18 protein-coding genes are annotated in these 14,618 nt (G+C 61.7%); 4 read left to right on the top strand and 14 right to left on the bottom strand.

The annotated features are described in order from the left end of the window. Positions 1 to 182: 182 nt before the first annotated feature. Positions 183 to 839: a glutathione S-transferase family protein gene (locus AC0L2H_RS26645; protein ID WP_473593034.1), complete on the bottom strand. Its 657-nt coding sequence runs from the start codon at positions 837 to 839 to the stop codon at positions 183 to 185. Between the two features lie 98 nt (positions 840 to 937). Then, positions 938 to 1,792, bottom strand: coding sequence for an alpha/beta fold hydrolase (locus AC0L2H_RS26650; protein WP_473593035.1), 855 nt, complete (start codon positions 1,790 to 1,792; stop codon positions 938 to 940). 100 nt (positions 1,793 to 1,892) lie between these two features. Here AC0L2H_RS26650 and AC0L2H_RS26655 point away from each other — a divergent pair, with 100 nt between their 5' ends. The 3 genes from AC0L2H_RS26655 (at position 1,893) to AC0L2H_RS26665 (ending at position 3,358) form a co-directional block, all read left to right on the top strand. Continuing rightward, the gene (locus AC0L2H_RS26655) at positions 1,893 to 2,417 is read left to right on the top strand and encodes a winged helix-turn-helix transcriptional regulator (RefSeq protein WP_473593036.1); all 525 of its coding nucleotides are present in this window, start codon (positions 1,893 to 1,895) and stop codon (positions 2,415 to 2,417) included. A gap of 77 nt (positions 2,418 to 2,494) precedes the next feature. Next, on the top strand, positions 2,495 to 2,728 hold the full coding sequence (locus AC0L2H_RS26660; RefSeq protein WP_473593037.1) for a hypothetical protein: 234 nt from the start codon (positions 2,495 to 2,497) through the stop codon (positions 2,726 to 2,728). A 198-nt stretch (positions 2,729 to 2,926) separates the two neighbouring features. Continuing rightward, positions 2,927 to 3,358 carry a GlcG/HbpS family heme-binding protein gene (locus AC0L2H_RS26665; protein ID WP_097572013.1) on the top strand — a complete coding sequence of 144 codons (432 nt, stop codon included), beginning with the start codon at positions 2,927 to 2,929 and terminating at the stop codon, positions 3,356 to 3,358. A 140-nt stretch (positions 3,359 to 3,498) separates the two neighbouring features. Here AC0L2H_RS26665 and AC0L2H_RS26670 read toward each other — a convergent pair whose 3' ends face one another. The 8 genes from AC0L2H_RS26670 to AC0L2H_RS26705 form a co-directional block, all read right to left on the bottom strand. Then, complete coding sequence (locus tag AC0L2H_RS26670) at positions 3,499 to 3,900, bottom strand: hypothetical protein (protein WP_097572012.1); 402 nt, start codon at positions 3,898 to 3,900, stop codon at positions 3,499 to 3,501. 270 nt (positions 3,901 to 4,170) lie between these two features. Beyond that, positions 4,171 to 5,124 (bottom strand): agmatinase, encoded by a 954-nt coding sequence (locus AC0L2H_RS26675; RefSeq protein WP_473593038.1) that lies wholly within the window; start codon positions 5,122 to 5,124, stop codon positions 4,171 to 4,173. Positions 5,125 to 5,156: 32 nt separating this feature from the next. Further along, positions 5,157 to 5,831 carry an amino acid ABC transporter permease gene (locus AC0L2H_RS26680; RefSeq protein WP_473593039.1) on the bottom strand — a complete coding sequence of 225 codons (675 nt, stop codon included), beginning with the start codon at positions 5,829 to 5,831 and terminating at the stop codon, positions 5,157 to 5,159. Continuing rightward, a complete protein-coding gene (locus AC0L2H_RS26685) occupies positions 5,828 to 6,487 on the bottom strand; it encodes an amino acid ABC transporter permease (protein WP_473593166.1) in 660 nt (219 codons plus the stop codon). Before AC0L2H_RS26685 ends, AC0L2H_RS26680 begins: the two co-directional genes overlap by 4 nt. An 82-nt stretch (positions 6,488 to 6,569) precedes the next feature. Further along, positions 6,570 to 7,427: a transporter substrate-binding domain-containing protein gene (locus tag AC0L2H_RS26690; RefSeq protein WP_473593040.1), complete on the bottom strand. Its 858-nt coding sequence runs from the start codon at positions 7,425 to 7,427 to the stop codon at positions 6,570 to 6,572. A gap of 2 nt (positions 7,428 to 7,429) precedes the next feature. Continuing rightward, on the bottom strand, positions 7,430 to 7,924 hold the full coding sequence (locus AC0L2H_RS26695) for an Lrp/AsnC family transcriptional regulator (RefSeq protein ID WP_473593041.1): 495 nt from the start codon (positions 7,922 to 7,924) through the stop codon (positions 7,430 to 7,432). A gap of 352 nt (positions 7,925 to 8,276) precedes the next feature. Further along, positions 8,277 to 8,459, bottom strand: a complete 183-nt coding sequence (rpmF, locus tag AC0L2H_RS26700; protein ID WP_008834724.1) for a 50S ribosomal protein L32 — start codon at positions 8,457 to 8,459, stop codon at positions 8,277 to 8,279. Positions 8,460 to 8,599: 140 nt separating this feature from the next. Then, entirely contained in the window at positions 8,600 to 9,361 is a 762-nt protein-coding gene (locus AC0L2H_RS26705; RefSeq protein ID WP_473593042.1) for a biosynthetic peptidoglycan transglycosylase, read from the bottom strand. 79 nt (positions 9,362 to 9,440) lie between these two features. On the opposite strand from AC0L2H_RS26705, the gene AC0L2H_RS26710 reads away from it, so the two are divergent. Further along, positions 9,441 to 10,358 (top strand): polyprenyl synthetase family protein, encoded by a 918-nt coding sequence (locus AC0L2H_RS26710; protein WP_473593043.1) that lies wholly within the window; start codon positions 9,441 to 9,443, stop codon positions 10,356 to 10,358. A gap of 332 nt (positions 10,359 to 10,690) precedes the next feature. Here AC0L2H_RS26710 and AC0L2H_RS26715 read toward each other — a convergent pair whose 3' ends face one another. Genes AC0L2H_RS26715 through ispG form a run of 4 tightly spaced genes read right to left on the bottom strand, consistent with a single transcriptional unit; the run spans position 10,691 to position 14,190 of the window. Further along, the gene (locus AC0L2H_RS26715) at positions 10,691 to 11,455 is read right to left on the bottom strand and encodes a Stf0 family sulfotransferase (RefSeq protein ID WP_473593044.1); all 765 of its coding nucleotides are present in this window, start codon (positions 11,453 to 11,455) and stop codon (positions 10,691 to 10,693) included. Between the two features lie 48 nt (positions 11,456 to 11,503). Continuing rightward, positions 11,504 to 12,037, bottom strand: a complete 534-nt coding sequence (locus AC0L2H_RS26720) for a chloramphenicol phosphotransferase CPT family protein (RefSeq protein WP_473593045.1) — start codon at positions 12,035 to 12,037, stop codon at positions 11,504 to 11,506. Positions 12,038 to 12,080: 43 nt separating this feature from the next. Further along, on the bottom strand, positions 12,081 to 12,932 hold the full coding sequence (locus AC0L2H_RS26725; RefSeq protein ID WP_473593046.1) for a lytic transglycosylase domain-containing protein: 852 nt from the start codon (positions 12,930 to 12,932) through the stop codon (positions 12,081 to 12,083). Between the two features lie 4 nt (positions 12,933 to 12,936). Continuing rightward, a complete protein-coding gene (gene ispG, locus AC0L2H_RS26730; RefSeq protein ID WP_473593047.1) occupies positions 12,937 to 14,190 on the bottom strand; it encodes a flavodoxin-dependent (E)-4-hydroxy-3-methylbut-2-enyl-diphosphate synthase in 1,254 nt (417 codons plus the stop codon). Positions 14,191 to 14,618: the final 428 nt, after the last annotated feature.

The raw sequence follows: 14,618 nt of genomic DNA on the forward strand, positions 1-14,618 counted from the left end.
CAAACGCTCTCCTAAAGGCGCAGCGAAAATGGGCCCCTAAAACCCCTTGATCAAAACGGATACTTTAGGTTCTTGTTTTATGCATGTCGTTATCGCAAAACCGCTGCACACTTTTGCGCGACATGCATTAACCGACAGCACCCGGCCGGCTGCCGCCCGCAAAGCCGGATCGAGCCGCCGCGTCAACCGTTGTTGTAGGGGAAGAACTTGAAATAGGGCTGCGCTTCCTCGATCACGCGGGCCACCGACGGGCGCTCAAGCAGCCGGTCGTGATAACGTCTCACCGCGGGATATTTGTCGCCGAACGGTTCGACCTTGTTGGCGTAGAACAGAGCTGGCGCCGCGGAGCAATCGGCCATGGTGAAGGCCTCGCCCGTCGCCCATGTCTGTAACCGCATGTCCTGCTCGATGATAGCGTAGGCGCTGCGCAACTGGCCGCGCGCCTGCTCGACGCCGAACGGATCGGCCCTGCCTTCCGGCCGCAGCCGGTCGCCGACGATCTTCTGCATCGGCTCCTGGACGTAGAAATCATAGAACCGGTCGGCCAGCCTAACCTTGCGGGCGAGAGCGACATCGGCGGGGATCATCTCGACCGGTCCAGGATAGTGCGCGTTGAGGTATTCGATGATGATCGTCGATTCCGGCACCGTCCGGTCCAGCGCCTCGTCGCGCAGCACCGGCATCTTGCCGGCCGGCCACAGTTTCAGGAACGCCGCGCGCGACTGTTCGTTGCCGAGATCGACGACGACCGACGCGAAGGGCGTGCCATTCTCGTAAAGCGCAATCAGCGGCTTCCAGCAGAAGGAGGCCAGCGGGTGAAGATGCATCGTCAGGGACATTGTTTTACTTTCCGTGGTTCACGCGGCTTGGCCTTGCTCAGATGGCCAGGGAGTCAAACACACCGGCTGCTCCACTGTTGCGGCCAGGATGGTCCGCCTCAAGACCCAGCGCCGCTCTCTCTGGCCCGGCAATGCGCCGTGATCGCGGCAACGATCGCGCCCCAATCATCGGGATGCAATTCATGGCCACCGCCTTCGATGCGCACAAGCGTCGCGCCGGCAACGACTTCCGCGAGAGCGGCGCCATGCTCGACCGGAAAGATCGGATCCGCCGTGCCATGGATGACGAGGAGCGGGGCCTTCAATTCGTGAAGGCGGCCCTTCCACTCCTCACCACCCTTGAGCATGAAGTGATTGGTCGCGCTCAAAAAGCCGCCGGATCGGTCGTAGTCCTCCTCGACGAACGCCCTCGTCCGCTTCTCGTCGAAGGGGTGTGCCGTGCCGGCGATGGCCTGTGCGTCCTTGACGATGAAGTCGACCACCTGGGCACGGTTCGACCAGTCGACCTTCGCGCCTTCGGCCGAGTGCTCCATGTAGGCCTCACTCGTCCCGGGCAGGTGCGATGTATCGATCCCGGCCGGCGACGTGCTGATCGCGGTGAGCGAGAGGACGCGCGACGGATATTCCAGCGCCACGAGCTGGGCGATCATGCCACCCATCGACATCCCGGCCACATGCGCTTTGCGCACGCCATGGTGATCGAGCACGCGAATGGCATCGTCCACCATGTCGTCGAATGTGTAAGGCGGCTCGCCTGGTGCATATTTGGTAGAGCGGCCGGTATCGCGATTATCGTAGCGGATCACGAACAGACCCTCGCCGGCCAGGTTCCGGCAAAACGCCTCCGGCCACCAGAGCATCGATGCCATGGCGCCCATGATCAGCAGCAGCGGCGGATGCGCCGGGTCGCCAAATGTCTGGGATACGATGTCGGGTTCCAAGGTGCTCGTCATGATCGCGATCTCCTTCTTGCACACTGATTGCATTTTGCAATCAGTTGCACCATAATAAAACTGATACGATAATGCAACCAGTTTTCTCCTGGAGAATCGCATGCACACCGATCACCGGTCCGGATGCCCGATCAACCTGTCGCTCGAAGTGTTTGGCGACCGGTGGAGCCTGATCATTCTTCGCGACATGATTTTCGGCGGCAAACGCCATTTTCGCGAATTGCTCAACGGTTCGATCGAGGGCATCGCCTCCAACATCCTCGCCGACCGGCTGAAGCGGCTGATGCAACTGGGCATGCTGACCAAGGCCGACGATCCGTCCCACAAGCAGAAGGCGATCTATAGCCTGACCGAAATGGCGATAAGCCTGGTGCCGATCCTGGCGCATCTCGGCGCCTGGGGCCGCGTCTGGCTGCCGGTCAGCGAGGAGCTATCGATCCGCGCCGAACTGCTCGAAAAGGGCGGCCCGCCAATGTGGGACAAGTTCATGGACGAGTTGCGCCACGAGCATCTGGGCATGCCTTCCCCCGCGTCAGGCCCCACCGTCCGCGCTACCTTGCAGGCCGGATACGAGGCCGTTGTCGCCCGAAAGGCGCAGGAAGCGGGGCGCGAACCGGCAGCCTGACCAACTTATTTTGCCATTTGCAGGCCGGCTCTGCTATCAAGGGGTCGAAATAATAATTAACGGGATTGGAAAAGCCCTTGGTTGAGAATTCTAAGGATACGGCCCGCGCGCGGGCCGATTTGCGTTTCAAGAAGCAGGAAGAGGCCGCCACCGTTCGTCAGAAGGCGATGGCGGAATATGTCGCGGAGAGCGACGCCCGCCAGGCCAAGACCAACAAGCTGAGGGCGCTGCGCCTCGCCAAGGAGGCGGAAGACCTCGCCAATGCGCCGGCTGCCCCAGCGAAGAAACCTTCACGCGCCAAGAAGAAATAGCCTCATTCGTCTGGACTCTGGCGCAGGTCTGGAAGCGGTGGAAGGCTGCGCCTGTTCGGCTTGCGCGAGCCATCAACCCGCTCCAGGTACCATTGCCTTCCATTTCCGCTTTCTCACGCAAAGCAATTTCAACCGGAACCGGGATTTTGCATCGTCCGCTCCCGGTCGATGATTGAGGCGTTTCAACAGGAGAATGCCATGACCGCGCTGACGCTCGACACCGCCATCAAGATCATCGAGGCCGCCTTTGCCAAAGGCGCCGAACTCAAGCTCAAGCCGCTCGGCGTATCCGTCCTTGATGCCGGCGCCCATCTGGTCGCCTTCCAGCGCCAGGACGGCGCCTCGTTCCTGCGTCCGCAAATGTCGGCCGGCAAAGCCTATGGCGCGCTTGCCATCGGCATGGGCTCACGCCGCGCGGAAGCCTTCGCCAAGGAACGCCCGCATCTGATGGCCGGCGTCTCCGACGTGTCCGGCGGGCGCATCCTGCCTGTCGTCGGCGGGGTGCTGATCCGCGACAAATCGGGCGCCATCGTCGGTGCGGTCGGCATTTCCGGCGACACGTCGGACAATGACGAGGCAGCGGCAATCGCCGGCATCGAGGCCGCCGGCTTCACCGCCGACCCAGGCTGAGGCGTTGGAGCTTCGAGGCTGTAGGGTGTGTTGAGATTCAGGTCAGGCCGCGCCGAGAATGCGTACTTTTGGGTACGTGAGTACCGGAAGCGCAGGAAACCGCCGTTCGCAGGCCGGCATCACCTGAATATCAATACACACTAATTCATGTTGATGTCACGGCTCGCCGACCGCATGGAGACGGAGAAGCCAGCCAGCACATCGATCAGCGCGATGATCGTCAGCGTAAAGAAGACGGAATGCGCCGCGCCCTTCACCAGCAGGAACTCGACCAGGAACGCCACGAAGACGAAGGTCGACAACAGATGGTCCATGATCGAGGCGTTCGTCGTGCGCGTCGCTTTCACCATCTCGACGAAGAAGAAGATCAGCCCGATCAGTACCATCAGGTCGCCAAGGGTCATCGAGAAGACGCCGCCCGACATCATGCGGACCGAGAACATCTCTGTCGCCCACGGATCGTCGCCGCCGCCGAATATTCCCAGAAGCCCGAGATTGTAGAGAACGAAGGGCACGATCAGCAGCGGAATGGCACCGAACATCAGGCGTCTCCGGTTGGTGCGTGTCGCCCGATGCCTGCCCTCGGGCCTGACCCCGGGGATGCGCAGCGGTTTGGGACAACGACACGCACGAAACAACAACCCAGAGCGCGTCGCCTGAATTCTCGGACGTCACGCGCTCTGGACAGCCTTCTCTAGTATGCGCCGGGCGTTCGCCGTCAAGAATTTTCGCATGCGAGCGCGAACACGGACAAAGACGGTGCGAAATAACCATGTCAGCCGGAAGTCATCCGGCTGACATCAAGGCCAAGCTCAGCGCTTGAGCTGACCGGCACGCACGGCGGCGCCGATGACGTTGAGGATGATGTGGCCGGCGGTCATCGAGGTGATCTCGTTGATATCGCGGGCAGGCGCAATTTCGACGATGTCCATGCCGACGACTTGTCCCTTGGCGAACAGTCCCTTGATCAGTTCGATCGTCTGGCGATAGGTGACGCCGCCCGGCTGCGGCCCCTCGACTGCCGGCATCACTGCTGGGTCAAGCCCGTCGGCATCGATGGTGAGATAGTAGCGGCCGCCATCGGGAATGCGCTTGAGCAGCGCGGCGGTGCCAATATCTTGCCATTCGTCGGTGGTGATGATGTTGGCCCCGTAGGCCCGGGCCGCTTCGACCTCTTCCGTGCGGGCGCTGCCCTGGCCGCGAATGCCGACCTGGAAAATCTCCTTGATATGGGCCATTTCGGAAGCACGGCGAATGGTGCTGGAATAGCCCTCCTTGACGCCGTTGACGTTATCGCGCCAGTCGAGATGGGCGTCGAGCTGCACCAGAGTGATCGGACCTTCGCCATCAAGCGCCCGGAAGATCGGGATCGGAATGCCATGATCGCCGCCGATGGTGATCGGCAGCGCGCCAGCCGCGCGGATCTTGCGGATCGCCGCTTCCGCTCGCTTGTAGTGCCCGACATGGTCGGCAGCGTTGCCTGGAACATCGCCGACGTCGACAACCCTGATGTCCTGGCCGGCAAAGACCGGCCCGCCAATGTCGAAATCATAGCGGTCGAGCGACTGGCTGATGCGCTGCGAGGCGCGGCGCACGGCGGTTGGCGCGTTGGTCTGGTCGTTGATCAACTCGTCGATCGTATAGGGCTCGCCATAGGGCATACCGATGATGGCGACATCGGCTTTCAACGTGTCGAGATCCTCGACCAGCGGGAAGTTCAGGAATGTCTGAAAGACATCGCGCGGCGCGGTGGTGAGCTTGGACATGGGGTCTCCTCTGTGATGAAAGGCTTTTTGGATCAGGCGCCACGATGGGCTGCGAGATGAGGCTGCAGCCTGTGCTCCAGTCTGCGCGAGATCGCTGCGACGAGGGCGGTCAGCCCCCAGTACAGCAATGCGATGGCGGTGAAGATCTCCACCGGCGAGAAGGTGCGGCCGATGATGTTCTGGGCCATATAGGTGAGTTCCGGCACGGTGATCGCCGACAGGATCGCCGATTCCTTGATCAGCGTGATGGTGAGGTTGGTGCCCGCGGGCAAGATGTAGCCGACCACTTGCGGCACAAGGATCTTGCGGAAGATTGTGAGGTAGCGCAGCCCCAGCGCATAGCCCGCCTCGACCTGGCCCGGCGATATCGACTGGATCGCACCTCTTATGATTTCGGCGGAATAGGCGCTGGCATAGGCCGACAGCGCGCCGATCGAAACCACCACCGGCGAAAGCCTGACGCCGAACATCGGCAATGCGTAGAACAGCAGGAAAATCTGGATCAGAAACGGAATGTTGCGGAAGATCTCGACATAGGCCGAGACGATGGCCGCGAGCAGCCGCCCGCCCCGCAGCCTGACCAGCGCCAGCACGGTGCCAAGTGCGAAGCCGAGCGGCAGCGATACGACGCACATCAGCACCGTATTGCCGAATCCTTTCGCAAGTATCTGCCAATTGTCTGCTATGACCGAGAGGTCGAAGCTCATGCGCGGGTGCCCTCCGCCTTGCGTTCCAGATGCCTGGTCAGCAGGCTGCAGGAGAACAGCACGATGAAATACAGCACCGCCGCGATGCAGAAGGCCTCGACCGGCCGGTAGGTGACGTTCATGATGTTCTGCGCGGTGCGGGTCAGTTCGACCACGGCAATCACCGACAGGATGGATGACGCCTTCACCAGCATGGTGAACTCGTTGACCATCGGCGGGATGATGGCGCGGAAAAGCTGCGGCAGGACGATCTTGAACCAGGTCACCACGGGCTTCAGGCCAAGCGCCTTGGCCGCTTCATACTGGCCCGCGGGAATGCGCGTCAGCCCGGCGCGCAGGATTTCGGCGACGAAGGCGGCGCTGTTGAAGCTGAGCGCCAGGATGCCCGCCAGCAGCGGCGGCAGGTCGATGCCGACCAGGCCCGGCAGCACATAATAGACGACGAATATCTGGACGATCAGCGGCGTGCCGCGAATGAAGCTGGTGTAGAGCGCGCCGATCCAGCGGACGGCGCGCCAGCGCGACCTGCCGCAGGCGAGCAGGCCGAAGCCGATCGCCGTGCCGACAGCGAAGCCCAACGCCGAGACGCCGAGAGTCACGCCGGCACCCGTCAGGAATTGCGGTAGGAACCCGAGGGTTCTGGAAAAGTCGAACATCTTCAACCGACAGATCTGGAGACGGCCCGCGCGTTACGAACGGCAACCCTCCGCAACGCGCTGTCCGATAAGGAAAATCTCTCTAGAGAGCTCCTTCCGGCAAATATCCCTCGGCGGGTGTCTGCATCTCGAAGCCGAACCACTTCATCTGCAGCTCCTTCAGCTTGCCGCTGTCTTTGAGCTCGCCGATCTTGGCGTTGATGAATTCGCGCAGATCCTTGTCCTCCGGCCGAACGACCCAGGAGAGATAGGAGAATTCGCCAATCGAACCGACGACCTTGTAGGTGTCGGGCACGTTCTTCATCAGCACGGCCGCCGAAGGCGAAGCGATCACGATCGCGTCGACCTGTCCCGAAGCCAGCGCGACATGGGTTTCCGGGAAGGATGTGAACAGCTTGAGTTCGCCCACGCCGGCACCGCCCTTTGCCTTGAGGTCCTTGTCATAGGCTTCGATGATCGGCTGCACCGAGGAGGCAAGCTGCGTGGCGACGACCATGCCGTTGATGTCTTCGGGCTTCTTGATGCGGTCTTCGTTGGTGCGCACGACGATGACATTCTCGAACGAACCGGTGGGGCGCGTATAGGCATATTTCGCCGCCCGTTCGGCGTTGATGCCGGTGGACGTCGCCATCAGGTCGAATTTCCTGGCCAGCAGGCCCGGCAGCAGTCCCTGGAAAGGCAGGTTGAGCTGGTCGAGCTTCACGCCGAGCTGGCTCACCGCATAGTCCAGTATGTCCTTGTTGTAGCCGACGATCTGGCCGTCGCGCACGAACTCGAACGGCTCGAAGGCGGCCTCGGTACCGACCACGATCGTGCCGCGCTGCTTGATCTGGTCGAGCAGGCCATCGGCGTGGGAGGCACAAGCGAAGGACAGGAAAAACGGCGCGGCGGCGAGCAGAGACAGAACGCGGCGGCGCGAAGCAGAAAAGAACTCACCCATTGTTACCCTCTTTTTTCTTCGGTTTTGCTGTGCTGGTAAGCCCGGCCGCTGTGCTTGAAGACGCGGCCGATCATGTAGCTCTCGGAATCCTTGATCCCAGGAACATTGGACAATTCGCTGACCAGGAAATCATGCAGGCTTGTCGTCGATGGCAGGGTCAGCTGGATGATGATGTCGAACGGTCCGGTCATCGCGTAGACGCTGTCGACGAACGAATATTCCGACAGCTTCCTGGCGACGCTGATGATGTGCTCGCGGTCGACGTCTAGGCCGACGATGGCGGCGATACCGACATCGCTGCGCAACGGACGCACGACGGCCTGTATACAGATATCCGGGTCTTCGAGGATGCGAGCCATTTTCCGCCGCACCGTCGCCTCGGTCACGCCAATGCGCTTGGCAATGTCGACGCTCGACATGCGCCCGTCGGCTTTCAATTGTGAAAGGACGGCCTGTTCAGTGTCATCGAGATCGCTGGTGCTGACGAAATCCCACATCTAAATTCAAATCCGTGTCGATTTCCAACTATAAAATTGAAAATTACATAGTAAAACGTCAATGACAATCCCCCGTCAGTCGAAAAACGCAGCCCCAAAATGAGATGCGGTCAACGGCACCGGGGTTCGGATGACGTCAGAGCTGTGGATCGGTGAGGGATAGCCAAGGGTATCCAAGGTCGGCCGGCTGCAGGCTTTGTACCCATTCGGGATGCAGCACCCCGCGCCACGCGCCGTAACGGGTGCGAGCCATGACTGTGGCTGACCTAGAACGTCCACCCGGACACCAAACGCAAAAAGACCGGCCAGAGGCCGGTCTTTTCGATAACTCAAAACTTCGGAAAAGCTGGTATCAGCTTTCCTTGGGCGTCAACACTTGGCGGCCGCGATACATGCCGGTCTTCAGGTCGATATGGTGCGGCCGGCGCATTTCGCCGGAATTCTTGTCCTCGACATAGGTCGGGGCCTTGAGGGCGTCGGCCGAGCGGCGCATGCCGCGCTTGGACGGAGAGGTTTTTCGTTTCGGAACGGCCATGGATATGCTCCACTAGATGGTCAAAATGCCCCGGCTGCCCTCGTGAAAGGGCCGCATCAGGGGCCGGAATCTGAGAAAGTCGGGTGCCTATACACGCCTGACGCCGTTTTGGCCAGCACCGAAGCGAATTTTTTTGCCGCTTATTGGAGGCAGCCGACATAGGCGCCGGACCGGCCCGCACGCCGCTCGATCAGCGAGGCCAGCCGTCTCAGCCCCGGCCCGGGTTTGGCCGGGTTGCGTGCGATCGGGTTCGGCAAGGTGACGGCAAGCAGCGCCGCCTGCCGCCGCGACAATTGTTTTGCCGAGACGCCGAAATGGTGCTGGGCGGCGGCCTCGATGCCATAGATGCCCGGTCCCCATTCGGCGATGTTGAGGTAGATTTCCATGATGCGCCGTTTCGACATCACCGCGTCGAAATAGACGGCAAGCGGCAGTTCGACGACCTTGCGCACCGAGCCCAGCGGCCGTGACCAGAGATAGAGGTTCTTCACCGTCTGCATGGTGATGGTCGAGGCGCCCCGCGTCATCTCACCCGACAGCGCATCGTCGACGACGCCCCTCAATTCGCCGAGATCGATGCCGCGGTGGAAACAGAACTGCCCGTCCTCCGACATGATGACCGAATGCGCCAGCACCGGCGCCACATCGTCGATCGAAACCCAGCGCCGGTCATAGCCGGAAAACGTCGCCAGATCCTTCAGCATCAGCGTCGACACCGGATGCACGAACCACGGCAGGTAAAGGAAAGTCAGCACCGCCGGGATCAGCGCCAGCATAAGGACCACGGCAATGCCACGCCGGACCCAGCGTTTGAGACCGATGCGGTTGCCGCGTTTCGGTCTACCCGCCATGTCCAACCCTTCGGTTTCGAGATCGACGATCGGTTCCGCCAAGCCGTCCAACCCACGCTACTCCCTGCCCCCGGCATAATGGCGCTTGGCTTCTTGCGCAACGTCTGAGTGTCGGCTACCGGTCCCGGCCATGACGAAAGACGACCAAATGCCGTTCGAAGCAGCACTTGTCGCGCGCGCTGGCCCGATCGAGGCGCTGCTCAGGCGGCTTCTCGACGAACGCCCGCATTCCGGCGAGATCGTGCGGCCGGAACACCTGATGGCGGCGATGCGCCACGGCGTGTTGAACGGCGGCAAGCGCCTGCGGCCCTTCCTGGTACTGGAAAGTGCCGCGCTGTTTTCCGCCGACGGCGAAGCGGCGCTGCGCGTGGCCGCCGCGCTCGAATGCGTGCATTGTTATTCGTTGATCCATGACGACCTGCCGGCCATGGATGACGACGATTTGCGCCGTGGCCAGCCGACCGTGCACAAAGCCTTCGACGAGGCGACCGCCATCCTCGCCGGCGACGCCTTGCTGACGCTTGCGTTCGACATCATCGCCGATGAGGCGACGGCGCTGCCGGCGGAGCGCAGGGCGGCCCTGGTGCTGGCGCTGGCCCGCGCCGCCGGGGCCGGCGGCATGGTTGGCGGTCAGACGCTCGACCTCGAAGCCGAGCATATCAGGCCGGACGAAGCCGGCATCATCCGGCTGCAGGCGATGAAGACCGGCGCGCTGATGCGCTTCGCCTGCGAGGCGGGTGCGATCATTGCCGGCGCGCCGCCGGCCGACCGCGAAAGACTGGCCGAGTTCGGTTCGGCGATCGGGCTGGCCTTTCAGCTTGCCGACGACCTGCTCGACCTGACGGCGGACGCCAGCCAGATGGGCAAGGCCACCGGCAAGGACGCCGCCGCCGGCAAGGCGACGCTGGTGGCGCTGCACGGCGCCGACTGGGCGCGGGACCAGCTCAACGGGCTGGTCGACCAGGCGCATGCGCTACTCGATCCCTATGGCGAAAACGCCGCGCTTCTGAAAGAAGCGGCAACATTCGTGGCGAACCGCAACAGCTGACGCCGCACCAAGCTGCCCCTCCCGCTATGGGGCCGCATCCTGAGATCCACCAGCTGGTTGCAGCCGCTCGGAAATACACCCAATAATAGTCAGCCGAAGGCCCGCGCGCTGAATTGACCTCTCTTGGAGGCGCACATAGGTTTCGCGCCATCCGATCGGCGGGGGGCGCCTTCGGGGTTTGAGCTTGCCAGAACCGTGCGTCCGATGCGCGGTTCTGGCGATGCTTTGCCAATGCGTTCGCTCAGACGGATCAGCCCTGCAATCTGCCTTTTGGGGGGACGTACCTATGGCGGACCATTTCTTCGATCTGAATTAGGGTATCTATCGAAGGGTCAGACGGCTGAGTCCAAATTAAAGCGGCGGATCCAGTCGAGGCTCGTCTCGTCAGAGAGCTTTGCAACGCCTGGAGTTACGTCCTCGGCATTTGGTGCTTGAACCCCCATGGCTTCGCAGATGGTCACCAATGTCCCGGCCGGATCGTTTGAGAGACGCTCATAGCCGACACGAAGAGGGGTTATGCCTTGCTTTTCGAACCACACGTTCCAGGCAGAGTCATAGGTCGCGAGTTCAGCAACCTCATGTTTGATCCGCTCGAAATCGTATCGGGGTTCTTTCGGCGGTGCGAGTCTTTCGATCTCGGTTCCGTCAGGAGCGATATGCCAAAGACCGGTTTGCTCCGCCTTGATCAGGGAAACAGCTTGCGCGAGCTTGTTCTCACGGGAGAGATGTATGTAGAGAATATTGCCAAAAGCTTTTTCAAAACGCGCCTTGTCCGATGGAAGTTGCGGGAAAATCTGATCGAGGATTGCTGAGAGATCACCCAGATTTTCCTTCATCAAACGAAGACCGAAAATACCGGTCCCGTCCTTTCCAGCCCTGATTGCTGCGTTGAGATATGCGATATTGAATTCGAGCCCGCCCATCGTGTCAGGGTTCGGCAAATTCCATTCCTCTGCCCACTCGGATATGTTCTGGCGCCGATAGAACGAGTGAGGATTGCCGGCCACTCTTGTGGACGCCAGAAGGTCGCATAGCAGGGTGCTTCCGGTTCTCGGAGTGCCGCATATGATGTATCCGTCAAACATGCTACAGCCCATGCTGGTCGTCGGGGCAGGGCAATCGCCCGAGGCAAGTGATGGCCGACGCTACAATTGAAATCTCTGCTGGATGCGACGGGCACACTCCAGCGGCGTAAGGATGCTGGTGTCGACTTCGAGATCGTAGTCGATACCCTTGTGCACGCGGTCATACTGCCAGCGCGCCAGTCCCGGCAAGCGGTCGGCCCGCTGGATCTCGCGGGCCTCGAGAACATCGAGCTGCGCGAAGACGCCGACCAGGTGAAGATCGAACTTCGACAGCAGTTCTAGATACTCCGGCATCTCGCCGTGGCAAAGCACATCGTCGACGATGAGGTTGTTGCCTTGTTCCGCCATTGCGGCAATGGCGTGCCGCATGCCACGCAAGGTTCGCGCACCGATCGGTCCGGTGCTGATCACGACCTGCGGCTTGTCGTCCTTCCCTACAGTTTCATAAGAGAACCCGTCGGCATGGTCCTGAAGGGCTTCCGGCAGCATCTCGACGAATGTATCCATCTGAACATGCAGAAAGGGCTCGGCGGTTATCGTTTGGAAAGACTTGGCGATCAAGCTTTTACCCGCGCTGCCGACGCCATTGAGCACAACGATTTTGGCTGTCACGTCCAAGCGCCTCTTGCCGATACCCCTACCGATTTCGCACCACAATGCACGCGCCGCCTACGCTTTGCAGTTTCTGGCAGATATTGTCGGCCTTGGCTTTGGTGTCGGCGCCGATCCGCACCGCATAGATGCCGCGCCGGCCGATCGGGGTGCGCACCCGGCTGACCACCGGATTGCTGCCGCCGAGCAAGGCCGGAAACCGGCGCTTAACGCTGCTCCACTGATTGAGCGCGGCGGCGCGGCGGAAATTGCCGGCCACCTGCACGCCCCAAGGCTTGACGTTGATCGAGGCCATGGCCACGGTTCTGGACATGATCACCGGCAGCATGCGGCAGGCGACCGCAAAGTTCGCTTTCTTGTCGAGCGGCCGGACGATGCCGGCATAGGCGGTGTCGGTGAACCTGTCGGCCGGCTCGCCCATGACGTCCAGGACGTAGCTTTCGGTTTCCATCGGCAGGAAGCCGCCGGATTTCAGCCAGCGCGACACCCGGGTCTCGCCGGCATTGTAGGCGGCGGCGGCGAGCCCCAGATTGCCGAAGCCGGTTTTCAGTTCGGCGAGATATTTCGCCGAGGCCGGGATCGCCTGCTCGATATCGAAGGAATTGGCGAGACCGCGCATCTTGGCGGTGCCCGGCATGAACTGGGCTATGCCTTCGGCGCCGACCGGACTGACCGCATTGGGGTCGAAGCGACTTTCCTTCCAGATCAGCCGGGCAAAGAAATCCTCGGGCAGGCCGTTCTGGTTGGCATGGGCCTCGATCAGGTTGCAGACCCGGTCGATCAGGCGCTGCTTGGCGGGGCGCGGCGGGTCGGCGTGGGCGCCAGTTGCGAAGCCCAGCCCGGCAAGCAAGACCAGCGTCGCCCGGGGGAAGCGCATCGGCCTACTCCGCCGCGGCCTTGCCGCGTTGCCCGAACCGCTGCTCGATATAGTCGGCGACCATCTTCTCGAAGTCGGCGGCAATCGACGGCCCGCGCAGCGTCGCCGCTTTCTTGCCGTCGACGAATACCGGCGCCGTCGGCGTCTCGCCCGTGCCGGGCAGCGAAATGCCGATATCGGCATGCTTGGATTCGCCGGGTCCGTTGACGATGCAGCCCATCACCGCGACCTTCAGGTTCTCGACGCCGGGATATTTTTCCCGCCACACCGGCATGTTCTTCCTGAGATCGGCCTGGATGTTCTGGGCGAGTTCCTGGAACACCGTCGAAGTGGTGCGCCCGCAACCCGGACAGGCGGCGACGATCGGCACGAATTGCCGGAAGCCCATGGTCTGCAGCAGTTCCTGCGACACCTGCACCTCGCGGGTGCGGTCGCCATTCGGTTCCGGCGTCAGCGAGATGCGGATTGTGTCGCCAATGCCTTGCTGCAAAAGGATGCCCATCGCGGCGGACGAAGCGACGATGCCTTTCGAGCCCATGCCGGCCTCGGTCAGGCCGAGATGAAGTGCGTGGTTGGAGCGGGTGGCGAGTTCGGTATAGACGGCGATCAGGTCCTGCACACCGCTGACCTTGGCCGACAGGATGATCTTGTCGCGGCCAAGGCCGATCTCCTCGGCCATTTCGGCCGACAGAATGGCCGACTGTACGATCGCCTCGCGCGTCACTTCCTGCGCGGTCAGCGGAAAGCCCTGAACCTGGTTGTCGTTCATCAGCCGCGTCAGCAGCTCCTGGTCGAGCGAGCCCCAGTTGACGCCGATGCGTACCGGCTTGTCGTATTTGATCGCCATCTCGACGATGTCAGTGAACTGCCGGTCCTTCTTGTCCTTGAAGCCGACATTGCCGGGGTTGATGCGGTATTTGGCCAGCGCCTCCGCGCAGGCCGGATGGTCGGCGAGCAGCTTGTGGCCGATATAGTGGAAATCGCCGACCAGCGGCACGTTGATGCCGAGCCGGGCAAGCCGGTCGCGAATGGCGGGCACTGCGGCGGCACTCTCGTCACGGTCGACGGTGATGCGCACGATCTCGGAGCCGGCGCGATGCAGTGCGGCAACCTGGGCGACCGTCTGGTCGACATCGGCGGTATCGGTGTTGGTCATCGACTGCACGACGACAGGGGCGCTCCCGCCGACCATCACGCCGCCGACATCGACACCGACCGATGTGCGGCGCGGGAAGGGAGAAGAAAAATATCCGGTCATGCCGGCCGCCTTTTATTTCTGGAGCGACGCGCGTCCACTTGGACGCACAAAGTACGCTCCAACGCTTTTAATCCGCGCAACGTGCTTGCCGAAAACCCGATCAGGTTTTCGGGCCGATGCGAAGGTCCGGGCATGAGGTGGAGGAGCAAAGATGGCTTGTCAATGGCGACAGGCAGGCAGACCTAGCAAATCCATAACGGAAGGCTGCGGCAACAGCTTCGATGTCGCCAGCGGCAGGAGCCATGATGTTCAGAGGTTAAACAGACCGCCCTCCCGGCAGCATGGCTGCCACCGGAAGGATGGTCGCGCGCCGAAAGCGGCGCAGCTATTGGCGCATGATAAAATAAAAAAAAAAAAATACGAATTTAGTAAAGGTGAATAGGGCAAAAAAAATGATAAAGGGGGAGTTGGGGGGCCAATGTGACCGG

Source organism: Mesorhizobium sp. WSM4871 (assembly GCF_055811295.1).

Coding starts and splice junctions, on each gene's coding strand:
- AC0L2H_RS26645 (WP_473593034.1), bottom strand. CDS start 839: ATGTCCCTGACGATGCATCTTCACCCGCTGGCCTCCTTCTGCTGGAAG.
- AC0L2H_RS26650 (WP_473593035.1), bottom strand. CDS start 1,792: ATGACGAGCACCTTGGAACCCGACATCGTATCCCAGACATTTGGCGAC.
- AC0L2H_RS26655 (WP_473593036.1), top strand. CDS start 1,893: ATGCACACCGATCACCGGTCCGGATGCCCGATCAACCTGTCGCTCGAA.
- AC0L2H_RS26665 (WP_097572013.1), top strand. CDS start 2,927: ATGACCGCGCTGACGCTCGACACCGCCATCAAGATCATCGAGGCCGCC.
- AC0L2H_RS26670 (WP_097572012.1), bottom strand. CDS start 3,900: ATGTTCGGTGCCATTCCGCTGCTGATCGTGCCCTTCGTTCTCTACAAT.
- AC0L2H_RS26675 (WP_473593038.1), bottom strand. CDS start 5,124: ATGTCCAAGCTCACCACCGCGCCGCGCGATGTCTTTCAGACATTCCTG.
- AC0L2H_RS26680 (WP_473593039.1), bottom strand. CDS start 5,831: ATGAGCTTCGACCTCTCGGTCATAGCAGACAATTGGCAGATACTTGCG.
- AC0L2H_RS26685 (WP_473593166.1), bottom strand. CDS start 6,487: ATGTTCGACTTTTCCAGAACCCTCGGGTTCCTACCGCAATTCCTGACG.
- AC0L2H_RS26690 (WP_473593040.1), bottom strand. CDS start 7,427: ATGGGTGAGTTCTTTTCTGCTTCGCGCCGCCGCGTTCTGTCTCTGCTC.
- AC0L2H_RS26695 (WP_473593041.1), bottom strand. CDS start 7,924: ATGTGGGATTTCGTCAGCACCAGCGATCTCGATGACACTGAACAGGCC.
- rpmF (WP_008834724.1), bottom strand. CDS start 8,459: ATGGCCGTTCCGAAACGAAAAACCTCTCCGTCCAAGCGCGGCATGCGC.
- AC0L2H_RS26710 (WP_473593043.1), top strand. CDS start 9,441: ATGACGAAAGACGACCAAATGCCGTTCGAAGCAGCACTTGTCGCGCGC.
- AC0L2H_RS26715 (WP_473593044.1), bottom strand. CDS start 11,455: ATGGGCTGTAGCATGTTTGACGGATACATCATATGCGGCACTCCGAGA.
- AC0L2H_RS26725 (WP_473593046.1), bottom strand. CDS start 12,932: ATGCGCTTCCCCCGGGCGACGCTGGTCTTGCTTGCCGGGCTGGGCTTC.
- ispG (WP_473593047.1), bottom strand. CDS start 14,190: ATGACCGGATATTTTTCTTCTCCCTTCCCGCGCCGCACATCGGTCGGT.